The following is a 17545-nucleotide window of genomic DNA, read 5'->3' as shown; positions in this document are numbered from 1 at the left end:
TCTGCGCCATTTATAAGTTATTAACCTTTAAGGATGTCTGTTATCTGACGATAGATCGCTGCTGTGTTCTTCACAATCTCATCCGGCAGAACAGGTCCCGGGGCAGTCTTGTCCCAATCCAGTGTCTCCAGATAGTTCCTCACCACCTGTTTATCCATGCTCTGCTGCGGTTTGCCGGGCTCATACTTATCTTTGAACCAGAATCTTGATGAATCCGGTGTAAGAACTTCGTCAATTAGTATTATCTCGCCGTCAAGTTCGCCAAATTCAAACTTTGTATCCGCAATGATGATACCCTTCTTATCTGCGATATCCCTAGCTGTTTCGTATATTTTTATAGTGAGGTTTTTCAGCTTCTGAGCCTTTGCCATGCCGATCATTTCCGCCATTTTATCGAAAGAGATATTCTCGTCGTGGTCGCCGACCTCGGCCTTTGTCGCCGGTGTGAAAAGTGTTTCAGGCATACGCTCAGAGTCAACAAGCCCCGCAGGAAGTTTTATGCCGCACACAGCGCCTGTTTTCTGATAGTCTTTCCAGCCGGAGCCTGTGATATAGCCCCTTGCCACACACTCAACAGGAAAAGGCTTACACTTATGTACCAGCATGGAACGCCCTTCGAGAACGCTTCTGTACTTTTTACACACCGCAGGCATCTCGTCGATATCTGCTGTTATGATATGGTTGCGCACGATCCCTTTTGTCTGCTCGAACCAGAACAGAGCTATCTCTGTGAGGATTTTTCCTTTACCGGGAACACCGTTGGGGAGGATAACATCAAAAGCAGAAAGACGATCTGTGGTAACGATCAGCATCTTATCGTCAAAATCATAAATGTCACGTACTTTGCCTCTCGCAATGAGCTTCATGTCTTCGAACTCTGTTTTCACTACTGTTTCCATCAAATATTTACCTCATATATGTTTAAGATACTGGCAGACAGAATATACCAAAAAACCTGCCTGAGCCACTATAATTCATGTTTATCATCATCACACGTCAGGCAGAGATAGTTATTTATCAGAGCCTGACCAATCTCTTATAGGCTTCGATCCCGCCAGTGATATTATAAGCTTCATACCCACGATTCCGCAAGTTCCTTACAGCCAGATAACCTCTGAAACCCACAGCACAATATACATAAACCGGACGGCTTTTGTCTATCATATCCATCTTTTCTCTCAGATCGTTAACAAAAATATGCTTCGCGCCTTCGATTTTGTATTCGTCCACTTCCTCGGCAGTGCGGACATCCAGAATCTGCAGCCCTGTATTCTTACGCACCTGCTCCAGAATCCATTCAGGTTTGACAAGATAACCGGAACCTCTCAGCTCGTTCGAAGCAACGAACCCTGCAATGTTAAGGTTATCTTTTGCCGATGCAAAAGGAGGAGCGTAGCACAGCTCCAGATGCTCCAGATCATAAACTGTAAGCCCCGCATAAAGAGCAACAGCGGCATGGTCGATCTTCTTCTCTGTTGTGTCCGGACCGCAGGCAGAGACACCAAGCAGCTTCCCTGTCTTTTTATCGAAGACAGTCATCATAAAAATATGCCCGTGAACAGGAAAATACGAAGCACGGTTAACATCTTCGGTATAAACATAGTCAGCGTCAAATCCTGCCTGAAGAGCCTGTTCATATGTGAGACCTGTTTGCGCCATTACAAACCCCTCAAACCCCACAACGGCAGAGCCCAGAACCCCTTTGAAGGTCATGTCTCCGCCGGCCATGTTTGTTCCGGCTGTCCGCCCTTCCCTGTTTGCAGGACCTGCCAGAGGGAGCAGAACTTTCTTGCCTGTAATGAGATTCACCTTCTCCACAAGATCTCCGGCAGCGTATATATCTGTAACATTTGTCTCCATACGCTCATTAACAGCCACACCGCCTCTTTCCCCCAGCTCCACACCAGCATTGAGGGCAAGGTCAACAGCAGGCTTAACACCTGTGCACATGATAACCATGTCAGTTTCAAGCACCCGTCCGTCAGACAGGTGCGCCTTAATTATATCTTCATTTTTTTCAAGTTTGGTTACGAATGTTTTAACGATAACCTCACAGCCGTCCTCTAGCATCTTCTCACGAAGATTCATAGCAACAACATGAGGAAAGTTCGGCATTACCTCATCCAGCGCCTCGACCACAGTGGGCTTAATGCCGCAATGGAGCATAGCCTCTGCAACTTCGATACCTATAAAACCTGCTCCTATCACAAGTGCAGATTCGGGATTATGTTTCTGGATGAAATCCTTAACACCGTCAGCATCTTCAACTGTTCGCATAGTGAAGTAAGGGACATCTTCCACACCGTCTATAGGCGGGATAAAAGTTTTTGCGCCCACAGCAAGCAGAAGCTTGTCGTATGGTCGTTCAATTTCCCCTTTCGATGTTTTAAGAAGGACTGTCTTACTCTTCGGATCGATATCAACAGCCTCTGTTCTGGTCAGCACATCTGTATTAAACCGTTTACCGAATGACTGTCTTGTATGTAGAAGTACGCTGGAGCGTTCCTTGATAACGCCCCCTGTATAGTATGGTAAACCGCAGTTGGCAAATGAGATGTATTTCCCTTTTTCCACAACGGTAATATCGACATCTTCGCTTGTTCTTCTGGCTTTAGCAGCTCCGGTCGCTCCCGCTGCCACTCCGCCTATCACTAATATCTTTTCCGGCATCTAAAATATCCCCCTTAAGACTTCCGTCTTTATAAGCATTGGTTATTAATACATCCAAAAAGCTTCCGGGTTCAACATCTTCTTTAAACCTAACTGTGAAATAATTGTCGGTTATGCCTGTATTATCCTTTTGTGTTAGAACTTTATAAATTTTATCCACACATTGCTCTGCTGCATGAAATTTAACATTCTCTGCAAAAGCACGAAGTTTTTTAGCACGTTCAGACTTTACTTTACCGCTGACCTTATCGCTCATCTCAGATGCTTTTGTTCCAGACCTGTCAGAATATGAAAATACATGCAAATGTTCCAGACCTGACTTTTTCAAAGTATCCAGAGTTTCAGCAAAATGATCGTCTGTTTCACCAGGGAATCCAACGATCACATCTGCCCCGAGCAGGCAGCCAGGCACAAGTTCTTTCAGTCTGTTCAGCTTCGTTATATATTCCTCTGCGGTATACTTTCTGTTCATCATGGAAAGAGTGTGGCTAGATCCGCTCTGAAGTGGTATGTGATAATGACGGCATATCTTTTCTGTATTCTCCGCCAGCATCTGAATCATTCTGTCTGTGAGTTCGTTCAGCTCTATTGACGTAAGACGCACACGAAAATCACCTTCAATAGCTATTATCTTCTCAATAAGATGGGGGAGGTCTATCTCTTCTTTCAGATCCTGTCCGTACTTCCCCACATGTATTCCCACGGGGACTATCTCTTTATATCCTGCTTTCACCAGCGTTTTTACCTCTGCAATAACAGCTTCTGACGCCCTGCTGACAGGAAGGCCCCTCAGAGAAGGTATTATGCAATATGCACAGTTACTGTCGCAGCCGTCCTGAATTTTTACAAAAGCACGGGTTCTGGTCGCCATAGAGATATTATCCGCTTCAAGAAAACCTTTGCTTTCAAATATGCTGTCCAGATGATCAGTTTTCTTAACAATATGCTCCAGAATGTCCATCTTGCCGGAGTTTGTCACGACAATATCGGCCCCCAGCGCCTTCAGCTTATCCTTGTCCTTCTCTGCTGCGCAACCTGTGACAGCAATGATAACATCGGGGTTTGCCCCTCTGGCTTTACGCACCATGCTGTGAAATTTGTTCTCTGCTCTTTCTGTAACAGCGCACGTATTAAATATCAAAAGGTCTGCTTCATTTGCAGTGTCTACACTTGTTAAATTATAATCTTTGAATTCATTGACAATTTTCTCACTTTCAACTTGATTAACCTTACAGCCGAATGTATATATGAATGTACGCATTTTTAATGTATATGTCCTCAGTAGGTTTTACTAGAAAAGAGCACTTTCTTTAAACGGGAAGTGCTTTTTTTGTTTCTCATGTTACTGGAATATATCTGATTTACTTAAAAAGTGAAGTGTTATATTATAACAATTATGAATACTGATAAACTTTTTAACTTATTGAAAAGGACTATCATCTTTGTTGCTTCAATTATTATACTCGCGGTTATTGCATATCTTATATACGTTTACGGCGGCAGTCTGAAATTTCTCGTTTCAGGGAAAGCTAAACAGACTAACGCCTTCGAAGACTATGATGTAGTCAAAAGATACGGCAGCGGTATCTATAATGTAGAGTTCAGAGACCTCATAACCAGCGCCGGTGGCATGGAAAGGCACTATTACAGGTATGACCTGACCGTTCAGGCGGAAGATCAGCCAAGTGCAGACAAGATGATAGATACCAGAAAGCAGGTTATAACCCTTATTAACGGGGTCATGTCCAACTTCGAAACATCTGAGATGAACACGGAGGCGGAACGAAACAGAGTGAAAAAAATTATCCAATCCGAAATCACAGGGCACTACCCCAATATCAAAGTTAAGGATATCTATTTCACTAATTTCCTCTACGATTGATTAACAAACTATGCAAACTATCGAAAAAATTAAAAACTACTACAACGATACCTGGGCGGAAATTAAAAAGAACAGACACTCCTATAGCTCTTCGTGGCAGCTTGCACGCAGGCTTACTGAACTGACTGACGAAACTGTTATTAAAGTATGCCAGATGGCGCAGCAGCAGGTCGGGGAAACAGACGGCATAGCCGTGCTTGCACTCGGCGGATACGCAAGAGAGCAGATGGCGCCTCACTCCGACATTGATATACTTATACTGCATAGAGGCAAAGCCACCCATCAGCACGAAGAGTTCATGAACGCTTTTACAACCTTTATGTGGGACATAGGCACTAACCCGGGGATACAGATCAAAGGGCTCAAGGATGTTGCCAAAGCCGCTATGGAAGATGAAGTCGTAAGAACCTCTTTCATCGACCACAGGCTGCTTTTCGGCTGTAAAAAAGACTATGAGAGTTTTCTTAAAACCATTAATGACAAAGTCATGGAAAAGGGTAAGGCTGAGTTTCTGATGATGAAGATTGACGGTGTCAGAAACAGAAACAGTAAATTCCGTGATTCAATATTCCGGCTTCAGCCAAACATAAAGGAAGGAACCGGAGGCATCAGAGATATCAATACTATCTACTGGATATGTAAGATATTATACAAAACAAGCAGCCTGTCGGAAACGGTTAAGCACAACATACTAACTCAGGAAGAGTATGACCGGCTTATGGAAAACTGCAGCTTCCTGTTTAATGTCAGAAACGAACTCCACTATTTTCACAACAGAAAATATGACGTAATGACTCTGGAATCCCAGATGGAGATAGCCAGCAAACTCGGCTACGCCGGAACGGACAGCGTGCAGTCAGTTGAACTTTTCATGCGTGATTACTACATAAAGGCAAAACTAACAGCAGAGATAACCAACAAAGTTATCAACAGAACAATGCTGAAGCTCCCAACAAAAAAACTTACCAAAAAAGTTTACATAAACAAACTTTCAGACGGCTATGCTCAATATGCCAACACCCTTACAGTGTTGTCAAAAGACATATTTAAAGAAAGCCCCAGAAAGCTCATCTCCATATTCACTTTCGCCACCAGCAGAGGGCTTAAAATCTCTGACTCTACCTGCGAACTGATAAGAGATAATATACATCTCATTGATACTGCTTTTATAAAAGAGTACGGCAAGAATTTCTTAAAGGCAATAAGCCTGTTCCCGAATTCATTCAGGATAGTGTCCGATATGTACAAATGCCGGGTTCTTCAGGCTATGATACCTGAATTTGAAGGGCTGGAATGCCGACCGCAGTTTGATTATTATCACCATTATACAGTTGACGAGCACACAATACTTGCCCTGAGCTACATAGATAAAATAGCAGCGAGCATCCCCCCCTCTCTGAACTCTTATCAGGAGGCTCTGCTGAACCTTCAGCGCAAGGATCTTCTGGCTATCGCTATTCTTCTGCATGACATAGGCAAGGGACAGGGGAAGAACCACAGCCTGCTCGGAGCTAAAATGTCACGCACCATATGTAAAAGGCTCGGCATGGGGATGGACGACACAGACACCATATGCAGCCTCGTGGAACACCACCTGCTTATGAGCCACATAGCTCAGAGACGAGACCTACACGACATAGACGTTATCGAACACTTCACATCGTTTCTCAACTCTGACGAAGAGCTCAGGCTTCTGTTTCTGTTAACATACGCTGACATGAATGCTGTAGGCGGAGCAACTTTTAACGAGTGGAAAAATAACCTGCTGAAAGAACTCTATGCCAAATCAGAATCAGCTATAAACAAAGAGAATCTGGTCGAAGAATTTGAAGCTGTCGTTGCCAGAAGAAGGCAGAAAGTCGCAGAAAGATGTAAAAACATTCCGGAGATACTGGCAGCATCCGAGAAGCTTGATGATGAATATGTCTACTCTACAAAAGCTTTCGAGATAATAAGATACCTCCAGCTTGCTGAAAATGTTCATAGCGATGATGATATCGTCGTTGAGATCGATGCCAGAGAGGAACTTGACACAATAGAGCTGATTGTCTGTGCGAAAGACAGACCAGCACTGCTAAGTGACATCTGCGGAGCTTTATCATCATTTTCATACAACATCAAATGGGCAAAAATATATACTATGGAAAACGATGTCACCATAGATAATATCATGATAGCAAACCCCTTCTCAGGCAGAAAGATGCCCGAAGACAAACAGGAATCACTTAAAAAACGTATAATAAATACTATCAAGGACGGCCGGGACATCAAGCGTCAGATCACTCAGTCTGAGAGCAGCATCAAAGGTCCTGCCCAGGTATTCATAAAAAAAGATAAAATCGTGTTCGACAACGACGTTTCAACGAACTACACTATAGTAGATATATATGCCAAAGACAGAATTGGATTATTGTACGATATACTGCGTTCGTTTAACAAGCAGGAGCTAAATGTTGAAAGAGCAAAGATATCAACCGATGTTGACAGAGTCGTGGACTCTTTTTATCTTGTAGATAAACACGGTAAGAAGATAACAGACCAGAGGGTGCTTGATAATATCAGAGGGGAGTTGTCTAAAGAAATTGAAACCGATACTGTATAAAAAGCTGCTTTCTCATCCGGAGCTTGATAAACTCCTTGAGAAATGTTTCAGCTTTACAAAAAACATCAACGACGCTGATGTAATAATTACTGACAGTTCGGATGTGCTCAAAGAAGCAAGACTAAATATAATCATAACATCAACTATACCTGAAAATAACGTCAGCATCTCTCCTGACCTGCCCCCTGAAAGCATGCTCGAAGCCATAAAGCTCTCTATTAAAACATATTCTATTTCACCACGTATAGATAAAATATCCATGCTTCAGGAGCAAAATGCACTTCTCAGCGAAGCAAATAAAGGACTGGTCGAGCTTTACAACCTCATTGATAATAAAAATAATCAGATTGAATTTCTTAAAAACAAGCTTGAAAATATAATCAATTCCGCTGGCGAGAGCATTGTTGAAATCGATTTAAACAATGTCATAACCTATGCAAATAAAAAGTTTGAAGACACTACGGGTTTCTCGCACGAAAAGTGGAATCATATGAATTTTCTGGAACTGGTGCACCCTGAACACAGAGAGGAGTATCTTAAAACCATAAAAATTGTCTCCAAAGAGAAGACGTCAAACCTTGAGATGCAGCTTAAAATATCCAACGGAGCCTATATCACAGTCAACGCCTACATGACTGTCGTAAGCAATGGTGAAACACACTTTGAGATAATTTTTGAAGATATAAGTAAGAAACTGCTTATAGAACAGCATATGAAAAAACTGGAAGAAAAAGCTATCGTTGCCGGATTTTCCAGACACCTTTCGCATAACATACTGAACGCACTAACTGTTGCCGCCGGATTCCTGCGTAAGATAAAACAGGAAGCCTGTATCAATGACGCAATGGGGCACAAATGGAACATTGTTGAGCAAAAATGTAAACTTATCGAAGAGATAGTTACGGGATATAACGACTACACCAATGCAATTTCAATGCAGTCGGAAGAGCGTTTTGATATCGTACGTTTTACGCACTCCCTGTCAAAAGAGATTGCAGACAAAACATTTTCGAAAAACTTCTCCGCATTTCTGTACAACTTTCTTGACCAGTACAACCTTACAGTAACCCCTAAGTTTAAAGGGAGTTTTGAGGTTGAGGGGAGCGAAATGTTCCTCAAGATGGCTCTCTGCTACATCATCAAAGATTCCATAAGATATTTTGACGAATATGTGCCCATAGATTTTAATTTTATAACTGAAAAGAACGGCAGTCACTTCACTGTGATAGTCGAGGTTCAGGGCGTTGAAGTCCCGGCAGCAATACTTGATACCATGCTCCAGCCGTGGAACCATCAGGTGCTTTCTCAGAGCTTTGACTATTGGGGGATAGTAATCGCCAACGTCATAATCGAAAAACACGGAGGAACAATGACTCTCCGGAAAGAAAAACACGGACTCTCATACAGTATTCAATTCTAATATATTCTAATATTCAAATATTACTTGCCTACACCTTCAGGATGTAGTATCTCTTTAACATCATCTTCATGGAGGAACCAATGGCAATGATCAAAGACCTTAAGGAGAATTACACCCCTGTTTACTTTCTCGCATCTCTGGGTGCCGGCGGGCTGACGGTCTCGTTTTTTATATATTTCATGTTCATGCTGGATCACCCCGGTTTACCGGTAGCAACTTTTGACATTATATACCCAGTGCTGACAGGAGAAAATCCAGCAATATCAGCGATGATAGCTCTGACATATGCTGCGATGCTGTTCTTCTTCTACATGCACATAAGGCTGCTCATATGGAACATTATCGAATACCGTAAATTCAGAAAAACAACAAAATACCATGAAATGAAAAATTCACATCAGGCAGTAGCATTCATGGCAATTCCGCTGACACTCGCCATGACAGTCAACTGCTCATTCGCTTTTTTCGCCGCTGTAGTGCCAAATCTATGGAGCATAGTGGAATATATGTTCCCCGGCGCTATACTTGCATTTGCCGCTATCGGTATATATGCTATGAAGATATTTGTGAGCTACTTCACGGACTTTATGATAAAGGGCGAATTTGACTACGCCAAAAACAATAACCTTTCACAGATGCTCGGGATTTTTGCGTTCTCTATGGTAGCTGTCGGTTTCGCTGCTCCTGCTGCAATGACTCACATTAAAGCTGTATCAGCAATATCATTATTTTTATCAATATTTTTTCTGGTTCTCGCCATGTCACTGACATTCGTAAAGATCACATTAGGATTGAAATCAATTTTCCGCTACGGGATAAGCAAGGAGGGGAGCGCAACACTTTGGATAGCGATACCTATACTCACTATTGTCGGCATCACCATGATACGTATGTTCTTCGGGCTTTCTCACAACTTCGACTCAGAAGGAAACCCCTCCGTGTTGTTTGTATTTACATCTGTCATAGTTTCTCTTCAGGCTGCATTCGGTGTTATAGGCTATGTTGTGATGAAACGTATAGGATATTTCAAAGACTATCTCTACGGTACTGAAAAAAGTGCCAGCATTTATTCACTTATATGTCCCGGAGTTGCAGTATTTGTATTCGGTATGTTTTTCATATTCTACGGACTGATTAAAAACGGACTTGTGGAACGCTTCAGCACAGCGTACTTCATGGTTATGCTCCCTTTCACTGTCATACAGCTCAAAACAGCATGGACAATGCTCAGGATAAACAGAAAGATGCTCAAAGCGTAAGAAAAGGCAGCCTAATGTGCTGCCTTTTTCTAGGGAGTATTGTACGAAGCACAAGTGGCGTGCTTGTGCTGCCTACTTAATGATTCTGCGGGGAACCATTAATTATTTCTATATTATCATATTTCAAATTTGTTTCAATACTTTAACTACTACAGAGCCGGTTATTTTTCCCAAGACAAATATAACACATCTAAACAAACTGGCGAAACAATAATCACATAAAGTATTCTTAAGCAATTCTTTTATCAATAACTACATCTTTAAACCAAAAAAGGCAGAGCAAAAAATGTTGACAACATGAGTTGATAATGATAATCAATATCTTATCAATTCCAGACACTTTAAAAAACAGGAAAACAATGCTTATAACACTCTTAATCGAAAAAGGCGGATTTCTTATGTATCCGCTGTTCTTTTGTTCATTGTTGCTTATTACAATCTTTTTCGAAAGATTGTGGTTTTACATATCAAACAGATCAGATGCAGAGAAGTACCGTCAGGCAAAACAACTGGTGGAAAACGGCAGATTCGGCGATGCAAAAAATGTTCTGAACGGTTCCAAAGGCGCTTTGGAACGTGTTTTTCTCGAAGTGCTTAATAACCTGCGCTGTTCCAGACACGACCTCGAACACATTGTATCCAACAAAGGAGTTCAGGAGCTTCAGCGTTTCAACAAGAATCTGCACATTATGGAACTCATTGGTCGTATAGCTCCTATGCTTGGGCTTTCCGGTACTGTGGTAGGAATGGTTGCTGCCTTTCAGGCGGTAGCTTCGTCAACAGGCGGTGCGGTGAACCCTGCCCTCCTCGCCTCTGGGATATGGGAATCTCTGCTTACTACAGTAGCAGGGCTTTTTGTGGGAATTCCCGCTTTGATTTTCTATCATTTTTTTGAAAAACAATTTGTTATCAAATCAATAGATCTGAAAATCAAGGGGGAGGAAATCGTAAGATTGTTCGGAGAGTGCAATGATAGAATTTGATGTTTTCAAAAAAGGCGATCGTTCACCTGACATGACCCCTATGATAGATATGGTTTTCCTTCTTCTTATCTTTTTTCTGCTTACATCAGTTTTCCAGTCAACCGCCATTGAAACTGACCTCCCCTCAAGCAGCACAGCACATACTCAGGAAGACAAGCCGATTGTCATTGCTGTCAAAAACGACGGTAAACTATATTTTAACGACAGACTCATTGAAGCTCCAGAACTTAAATATCTCTTAAAATGTGAACTTGAAAATAAAAATATGCACGAAGTCTCTATAGCGTCCGACAAGAATGTTGATTTTCAACAGATAATAGCTCTTATGGACATAGCGAGGGATTCCGGTGCAGAGTCTGTTTCGTTTCTGACTGAAAATGATAAATGAAAAATTTAAAGTATATGCAATAGCTGTGGTTTTTGCGTTTGCAGTACACATACCTCTGGCTGTTTATAAGCTTAAAACAAAAACTCCGGCAGAACCGGACAAACCGAAAAGACTTTCGGTAAGCCTCATAAAAATGACTACAGAACAGGCTGAGGCTCCTGAGGTACCAACCCCGGAAACCTTACAAAAAAAACAGGAGCCAAAGCCTGAAATAATAAAAAAACCAGAAAAAAAAGCGATAAAAAAGAAACCTGAACCTGCGAAAAAGAAAAAAGCTGCCGTGAAACCCGTGATAAAAGAGCAAGCTCCGGAACATCCGGCAAAGCAGATTACAGCAGCAGTGCCTGTGGTTAAAGAAAATGTAATACAAACTGAAGAAAAACCGCCGGAACCAGCAAAACCCCGCTTTAACGCAGACGCATACGCAAACGCACTTATAGCAGAAGTTGAGGCAAACAAGTCATACCCTTATATGGCAAAACGCAAAGGGCATGAAGGGATCGCGGTAGTTGCTCTGAAGCTTAGCCCCGGGGGGGAAGCCGCTGCTGTTCAGATAGCCAGATCAAGCGGATCCGGCATACTGGACAAAGAGGCTCTGAAGCTTGTTAAATCTGTGTTGCCGTTACCAAACGACTCAGAAGATGAACTGAATATTATGATACCAATACGATATAAGTTAAATTGAGAAAAGAGGACGTAATGAACTGTAACACTGACTGCACATGCATTGAAATAAGATGTAAAAGGTGTAAAAGACTTCTCATGAAAGGGGTTGTGAAAAACGTTGAAATCAAATGCCCTAAATGCGGTTACATTCAGATGTTTGAGGAAACAAAACTGATCAAAAATAGCCGATAATGGCTTTTTGAGTGCTATCAAGCACCGCTAAATGTAAAGAGAATCCCGAATTCCAAACATTTATACAGGAGAGATATATGAGAAAGAGTATTCTTGCTCTTATGTCCGTTTGTCTGTGTACATTCAATGTATGGGCTTCGGATATAAATGTGCAAACAGAAGAAGTTGAAGTAACGGCAACGAGAACGAAAAAGGTTGCCAAAGAGGTTCCTATGAGCCTCTCTGTCGTAGGTCAGGAAGAGATAAAGAAATCCACAGTAACATCTGTTGCAGACCTTTTAAAAGACCTCCCAGGAGTGCAGCTCACATCAACCGGCTCAGCAGGTATCTACAGGCTCAGCCTCAGGGGAGAATCGGGCTCACGTGCACTTGTCATGGTGGACGGTATCAAGATTTCCGAACAGAAATCTATGGACGGCGCGCCTCTACTCATCGATATAAACAGCATCGAGAGAATCGAAGTTATCAAAGGACCGGCATCTGTTCTTTATGGTTCCGAGGCTATCGGCGGCGCTATCAACATCATCAGCAAAAGATATGCAGACAAGCCCATCCAGGGGATGATCTCATCAACCTACAACTCAGGCGTTGACGGGATAAGCAGTTATGTAACGCTGTACGGCTCCACAAACGGATTTTACTACCGCGGCGAAGGGACTAAAACAAAGGCAAATAACAGGGAAGACACCGACGGTGACGAAATAGAGAATACAGAGTTCTCAAATACAAACATGCGTTTTCTTGTGGGCTATCAGAACGATGCTTTTGATATAGGTATTGAACATACAAGCTACCGCTCAAACAACGAAGTCAGCACAGGTCTTGAAGATGCCCCTACCTTTGCAATGGATATGGAATTGCCTGTCTGGAACAGACGTAAGACATCAGTTTATGCTGAGTACAAAAAGCCGATAGGAGCAATTTCCAAAATCAGGCTGGACGCATACCAGCAGAAAACGTTGAAAGAATTCGACAATAATATGTATATGACCATGGCTATGGGACCTGTGACGACAACAATGGAATCACTCTCAAACACTGAAAATGATCTCATAACAACTGGTGTCAACTTACAGGTGGATTTTGATATAACAGATACAAACATGCTGATTGCAGGTGTTGAGATCATGAAAGATGAGCTTGATGTGGACGAGAGTAAGAAAACTTTCGGCGCTCCGGTGTACTCAAGCTATCACAGTGAAGCAGAGCAGCTCAGTAAAGCATTTTTTATCCATGATGAACAAATGCTCGGGGAAAATTTCATCCTCAGCGGCGGTCTCAGATATACATCCATAGACTCAGAACTGACCGATACTGACAACCCAAGTTACGAAAAAAATGACTCTAACGACAGCAGTACAGTGGGCAGCTTAGCCCTTGTGTATACAGGTGTGAAAAATACTGCTTTCAGAGCTCTTTACTCCAGAGGTTACAGAACGCCAAACTTGCAGCAGCTTTACATGGGGACGACACATGGCTCAACCACGCCTACATATTCTAATCCAGACCTTGACTCTGAAGTGTCCAACAACTTTGAAGTCGGCGTAAGGTTTGACAACAAGAAGTTTGATGCAGATTTAGCTCTCTTCTACAACAAAGCAAAGGATTATATAACAACTATCCTGACAACAAGAAACGGCTCTGATGCAAGGGTTTTCACCAACGTTGATGAGGCAACAACCAAAGGCGCAGAACTTACAACAGGATACAGGATAGCCGATTTCAGACCATACCTGACAGGTACATATCTTCATAAAAAATATGAAACCGATGGATTCTCCACAACTAAAAACGGTATGCCTGAAACATTCGGGCGTGCAGGTGTAACCTATGACAGAGCTTTCGGACAGTCAGCATTCGGTGTTGACATATACGCCAGATATGCAGGCAGAGCAGAAGAGGAGAGCAGTACCGGCGACGTAACAAAGACAGGTGGTTACACAACTTATAACCTCCAGCTTGACTACACATATGCCTTTGAAAGCGGCAGAAGATTTATGGTCACTGCGGAAGCACTCAACATCAACAACAAAGAATATCAGCTTGCTATGTCCACTCTCGAGGAGACGGGCAGACACTATACTCTGAAAGCAAGCCTGGAATTCTAAATGAAAATAGCAATTATTTACGCCAGCAGATACGGCTCTACCGGAGAAATATCTGAATGGATAGCCCAAAGATTCTCAGCAGAAGGTTTTTCTGCCGACGCTGTAAATGTAAATAATGCCGAGCTAACCGGGGGGCACGACCTTGTGCTCCTCGGTTCCGGCATTTACAGCCATAAGTTTCTGCCGGAGATGGAAAGCTTCATCACAGAGAACGTTTCCTCTTTGTCTGCAACACATTCCGCAATTTTCGGAGTAGCTATGCAAACAGAGCCTGTTCTTATGAACGGGAAAGCAGTAGGCGGAATAACCATGCTGACAAAATACGCATGCGAGCTCGGCAGTAAATGCATCGGCGGAACAATGCTCCACGGAGAAATGGTTCACAGCAGGATGACGGACGAAGATAAAGAAGGACTAAATAAGTTTTATACCATACTTAACCTTTCACCCGAAGAATTAAAAAAGCGGAAAAGTCCGCGCACAACAATGAATAAAACAGAATGCTGGGACTTTGCCGAAAAACTCATTGCAAAGATAAACAGAGGGATAAAATGAACCTGAACTGGCATATGGAAATTGATTCGGAGACCAGACAGCTGATCTTCGGAAATGAAAATGAGGATGGACTGACCAGAGGATACGACCGTAAGCGTGTGGTACATGCCGGAGGCAAAGGTGCGCCTATCCGCCCCGAAGAAACCCAATCTGTATGGAAATTTGAAACCTCTTCACCCTCTTTTGTACCAAAAGCGGTCTACATCAACATCCCCTTCTGCCAAACCCGCTGTGCTTACTGTGGGTTCTTTAAAAATCTGGCAAAAGACGACATGATGGAAAGCTTCACAGAAACCCTTGTAAAAGAGTTAAAACTCAGCGCAGAACTCCCACTCTTCGGCAAAGGCAACGTAAATGCAGTATACATCGGCGGTGGAACTCCGGGTGCTCTGCATAACAGCCAGATTGAGCGTATTCTTGATGCAATTAATCAGTATATACCGATTGCGAATGACTGTGAATTCACTTTTGAAACAAGGACTTTCGAATTTACCAAAGATAAGATAGAAACATGTCTGAATGCCGGAGTAAACAGATTTTCTCTTGGTGTTCAGTCATTTAACAGTGCCGCCAGAAAAGTTATAGGGCGTGTGGACGATGGCGATGTAGTCGCCAGAAAGATTGAAGAGATGAAGAAATATAATCACGCAGCAGTATCTATCGACCTCATGTATGGTCTGCCGTATCAGTCCGAAAAAGACTTTATGGAAGATATCCTTATAGCAGACGAGCTCGGCGTGGACGGCATGGCTCTTTATCAGCTTAATGTCTTTGACGACAGCAGACTGGATAAAAAGGTCAAGAGCGGCAGCCTGCCGACAGTCCCCTCCACAAAGGAACAGGCGATATACCATATAAAGGCATATAAGATGATGCAGAACCTTGCCTATACCCAGGCTTCGATGTCTCACTGGACAAGAGGCACAAGAGACAGAAGCTTGTATAACCGCATGTCCAAAGAGGGGTGTGTTATGCATGCGTACGGCGCGGGTGCAGGCGGGAGAACAGCCTCTTGCGGATATTTCACCCACCCGTCACTGACTCCATACATAAACATGGTGATGAACGGCATCAAACCGCTCATGGGTATGACACGCACAACAGAAAACAGCAGACTCTTCAACATGATAGTCAGCCAGACCGATTGTGGTCACCTTAGGTTCGACACCTTAAACAGAGCCGCCGGAACAGACATGCGATCCCTCCTCGAGCCTTTAGTAAACTCCTGGCAGGAGAGAGGACTGGTCACTGTCAGAGAAAATCTCATGAAGCTGACACCTGAGGGGCAGTTCTGGTATGTAAACATGGCACAGGCTATGATCGACGTCATTTCACTGGCGACAGACAAGGAATATATACCGCAAACTGCCAGAATATCGGCACAAAACTAAAAAATGAACAGGTGAACAATGGAAAATATAATAAATTATCTAAAAGAAAATAAAGGAGCTGCAACCTACTCTGCGGCAAAAAAACTGAATGTACCTGAAAGAGATATACTAAAAGCCATACCGGAAGAAGCATCATACGCTCCTGTAGACGCTTTTGATGACATTGTGGAGACTGTCTCCGGCTGGGGGGACATCATGATGATAGTGACTAACGGCAGCGTTATCTTTGAAGTAAAAGGGACATTGCCAAAGGGGAAACATTCCCATGGCTTTTTCAACCTGCATGAAAAAGGAAATCCAGTGGGTGGACATCTCATAGCTGATAAATTTGACGGGATATACTTCGTGAGCAGACCATTCATGGGTAAAGAGAGTCACTCCATTCAGATATACGACCAGCAGGGGGATGCGGGTATCAAATTTTATCTTGGCAGAGACGAAAAAGGCGAGATCAAGCCCGAGCAGCGCGAAAAATTTATGGAACTGAAAAAGAGGTATGCAGAATGCGGATCATAACACTCCTTGCTTCCCTGATGATGCTTCTGGCTGTGCAGGTTTCTGCGCAGATAAGCTTCACAGATGACACAGGCAAAACCATTACACTGGAAAAAACACCAGAAAAAGTAATCGTGCTGAATAGCTCTAACCTTGAGCTTTTCATAGCAGCCGGCGGAACTCCCGCAGCATACGCTGAAAGCAGCACTATGCCCGGCTATATTAAAGAAAAAGTGAAACATCTTCCGAGTATGGGCAGAGTAGACTCTCCGGATATAGAAAAGATAGTCACCATGCAGCCGGATCTCGTTATAGGTCTGAATTTCCCTTATCACGTAGGGATACGCGGCAGCCTTGAATCCGCCGGAGTCAAAATGGCAATCTTCACTATCCAGAATGTCAGCGACATAAAACACCATATGGAAATATTCGGCAAAATAGCAGGAAATTCTGATGCAGCAAAATTGTCATGGGAAAAGATAAATACAAAGCTTGAAGCAGTAGAAAAGGCAACAGCAGGGCTTAATAAAAAGAAAGCTCTCGTGCTCTTCGGCTCCACTGAAAGCTTCAGCATGGCAATGCCGGACAGTTTTGTCGGGCAGATGCTTGAGCTGGCAGGCGGCATCAACATCGCAAAAGATTCAAAAGAGAAATCAAAAGGGGGGATGTTTAAGGGATTCGTACCTGTAAGCCTTGAGTATACGCTGATACAGGATCCTGACATAATATTCATCATCACCCATGAAGACCTGATGACACCTTCAGAAGACAAAAGCCTTCTCCAGCACCCCGCATGGCAGTCTCTGCGTGCGGTGCAGCAGGGGCACACAATTAAGCTCCCTTTTGCAACATACGGAGTTAACCCAACTGTACGCACTGGGGAAGCCGTTGCAGAACTTTCCGAGCTTATGTACGGAGATATAATAAAGTGAGC

Annotated in this window: 16 protein-coding genes; 13 read left to right on the top strand and 3 right to left on the bottom strand. The window is 43.0% G+C overall.

Annotated features, from left to right (window positions below):
- Positions 1-20 precede the first annotated feature (20 nt).
- The 3 genes from DACET_RS04205 to mtaB form a co-directional block, all read right to left on the bottom strand.
- Positions 21-902, bottom strand: a complete 882-nt coding sequence (locus DACET_RS04205) for a phosphoribosylaminoimidazolesuccinocarboxamide synthase (protein WP_052293503.1) — start codon at positions 900-902, stop codon at positions 21-23.
- A gap of 115 nt (positions 903-1017) precedes the next feature.
- Positions 1018-2670 carry an FAD-dependent oxidoreductase gene (locus DACET_RS04200; RefSeq protein ID WP_013010146.1) on the bottom strand — a complete coding sequence of 551 codons (1653 nt, stop codon included), beginning with the start codon at positions 2668-2670 and terminating at the stop codon, positions 1018-1020.
- Positions 2612-3931, bottom strand: a complete 1320-nt coding sequence (gene mtaB, locus DACET_RS04195; protein ID WP_013010145.1) for a tRNA (N(6)-L-threonylcarbamoyladenosine(37)-C(2))-methylthiotransferase MtaB — start codon at positions 3929-3931, stop codon at positions 2612-2614. Before mtaB ends, DACET_RS04200 begins: the two co-directional genes overlap by 59 nt.
- Before the next feature lie 135 nt (positions 3932-4066).
- Between mtaB and DACET_RS04190 the strand changes: the two genes are divergently transcribed.
- The 13 genes from DACET_RS04190 to DACET_RS04135 all read left to right on the top strand — a co-directional run bounded on the left by DACET_RS04190 (position 4067) and on the right by DACET_RS04135 (position 17543).
- Positions 4067-4552, top strand: a complete 486-nt coding sequence (locus DACET_RS04190) for a flagellar basal body-associated FliL family protein (protein WP_013010144.1) — start codon at positions 4067-4069, stop codon at positions 4550-4552.
- Between the two features lie 10 nt (positions 4553-4562).
- Positions 4563-7154: a [protein-PII] uridylyltransferase gene (glnD, locus tag DACET_RS04185; protein WP_013010143.1), complete on the top strand. Its 2592-nt coding sequence runs from the start codon at positions 4563-4565 to the stop codon at positions 7152-7154.
- Complete coding sequence (locus DACET_RS04180; RefSeq protein ID WP_013010142.1) at positions 7135-8574, top strand: PAS domain S-box protein; 1440 nt, start codon at positions 7135-7137, stop codon at positions 8572-8574. Before glnD ends, DACET_RS04180 begins: the two co-directional genes overlap by 20 nt.
- Positions 8575-8654: 80 nt before the next feature.
- Complete coding sequence (locus tag DACET_RS04175; protein WP_013010141.1) at positions 8655-9833, top strand: TsoY family (seleno)protein; 1179 nt, start codon at positions 8655-8657, stop codon at positions 9831-9833.
- 308 nt (positions 9834-10141) lie between these two features.
- The gene (locus tag DACET_RS04170; protein ID WP_041229870.1) at positions 10142-10816 is read left to right on the top strand and encodes a MotA/TolQ/ExbB proton channel family protein; all 675 of its coding nucleotides are present in this window, start codon (positions 10142-10144) and stop codon (positions 10814-10816) included.
- Positions 10803-11204, top strand: coding sequence for an ExbD/TolR family protein (locus DACET_RS04165; protein ID WP_013010139.1), 402 nt, complete (start codon positions 10803-10805; stop codon positions 11202-11204). Before DACET_RS04170 ends, DACET_RS04165 begins: the two co-directional genes overlap by 14 nt.
- On the top strand, positions 11194-11889 hold the full coding sequence (locus DACET_RS04160) for an energy transducer TonB (RefSeq protein ID WP_013010138.1): 696 nt from the start codon (positions 11194-11196) through the stop codon (positions 11887-11889). Before DACET_RS04165 ends, DACET_RS04160 begins: the two co-directional genes overlap by 11 nt.
- 14 nt (positions 11890-11903) lie before the next feature.
- Positions 11904-12062: a Com family DNA-binding transcriptional regulator gene (locus DACET_RS15950; RefSeq protein WP_013010137.1), complete on the top strand. Its 159-nt coding sequence runs from the start codon at positions 11904-11906 to the stop codon at positions 12060-12062.
- Between the two features lie 77 nt (positions 12063-12139).
- Positions 12140-14170, top strand: coding sequence for a TonB-dependent receptor plug domain-containing protein (locus DACET_RS04155; protein ID WP_013010136.1), 2031 nt, complete (start codon positions 12140-12142; stop codon positions 14168-14170).
- Entirely contained in the window at positions 14171-14725 is a 555-nt protein-coding gene (locus DACET_RS04150; protein WP_013010135.1) for a flavodoxin-like protein, read from the top strand.
- A complete protein-coding gene (hutW, locus tag DACET_RS04145) occupies positions 14722-16116 on the top strand; it encodes a heme anaerobic degradation radical SAM methyltransferase ChuW/HutW (protein ID WP_013010134.1) in 1395 nt (464 codons plus the stop codon). Before DACET_RS04150 ends, hutW begins: the two co-directional genes overlap by 4 nt.
- A gap of 18 nt (positions 16117-16134) precedes the next feature.
- Complete coding sequence (gene hutX, locus DACET_RS04140; protein ID WP_013010133.1) at positions 16135-16632, top strand: heme utilization cystosolic carrier protein HutX; 498 nt, start codon at positions 16135-16137, stop codon at positions 16630-16632.
- Positions 16620-17543, top strand: a complete 924-nt coding sequence (locus DACET_RS04135) for an ABC transporter substrate-binding protein (RefSeq protein WP_013010132.1) — start codon at positions 16620-16622, stop codon at positions 17541-17543. Before hutX ends, DACET_RS04135 begins: the two co-directional genes overlap by 13 nt.
- The last annotated feature ends 2 nt before the right edge of the window (positions 17544-17545 follow it).

The organism is Denitrovibrio acetiphilus DSM 12809, from assembly GCF_000025725.1.
In the GTDB taxonomy this organism is placed as follows: Bacteria; Chrysiogenota; Deferribacteres; order Deferribacterales; family Geovibrionaceae; genus Denitrovibrio; species Denitrovibrio acetiphilus.
The sequence above is the reverse complement of the archived record's forward strand: the minus strand, read 5'-3'. Positions and strand labels throughout refer to the sequence as shown.

What these genes read in the sequence shown, in the direction of transcription:
- DACET_RS04200 (WP_013010146.1), bottom strand. Translation starts at nt 2,670, where the DNA reads ATGCCGGAAAAGATATTAGTGATAGGCGGAGTGGCAGCGGGAGCGACC.
- mtaB (WP_013010145.1), bottom strand. Translation starts at nt 3,931, where the DNA reads ATGCGTACATTCATATATACATTCGGCTGTAAGGTTAATCAAGTTGAA.
- DACET_RS04190 (WP_013010144.1), top strand. Translation starts at nt 4,067, where the DNA reads ATGAATACTGATAAACTTTTTAACTTATTGAAAAGGACTATCATCTTT.
- glnD (WP_013010143.1), top strand. Translation starts at nt 4,563, where the DNA reads ATGCAAACTATCGAAAAAATTAAAAACTACTACAACGATACCTGGGCG.
- DACET_RS04175 (WP_013010141.1), top strand. Translation starts at nt 8,655, where the DNA reads ATGGCAATGATCAAAGACCTTAAGGAGAATTACACCCCTGTTTACTTT.
- DACET_RS04170 (WP_041229870.1), top strand. Translation starts at nt 10,142, where the DNA reads ATGATAATCAATATCTTATCAATTCCAGACACTTTAAAAAACAGGAAA.
- DACET_RS04165 (WP_013010139.1), top strand. Translation starts at nt 10,803, where the DNA reads ATGATAGAATTTGATGTTTTCAAAAAAGGCGATCGTTCACCTGACATG.
- DACET_RS04160 (WP_013010138.1), top strand. Translation starts at nt 11,194, where the DNA reads ATGATAAATGAAAAATTTAAAGTATATGCAATAGCTGTGGTTTTTGCG.
- DACET_RS15950 (WP_013010137.1), top strand. Translation starts at nt 11,904, where the DNA reads ATGAACTGTAACACTGACTGCACATGCATTGAAATAAGATGTAAAAGG.
- DACET_RS04155 (WP_013010136.1), top strand. Translation starts at nt 12,140, where the DNA reads ATGAGAAAGAGTATTCTTGCTCTTATGTCCGTTTGTCTGTGTACATTC.
- DACET_RS04150 (WP_013010135.1), top strand. Translation starts at nt 14,171, where the DNA reads ATGAAAATAGCAATTATTTACGCCAGCAGATACGGCTCTACCGGAGAA.
- hutW (WP_013010134.1), top strand. Translation starts at nt 14,722, where the DNA reads ATGAACCTGAACTGGCATATGGAAATTGATTCGGAGACCAGACAGCTG.
- hutX (WP_013010133.1), top strand. Translation starts at nt 16,135, where the DNA reads ATGGAAAATATAATAAATTATCTAAAAGAAAATAAAGGAGCTGCAACC.
- DACET_RS04135 (WP_013010132.1), top strand. Translation starts at nt 16,620, where the DNA reads ATGCGGATCATAACACTCCTTGCTTCCCTGATGATGCTTCTGGCTGTG.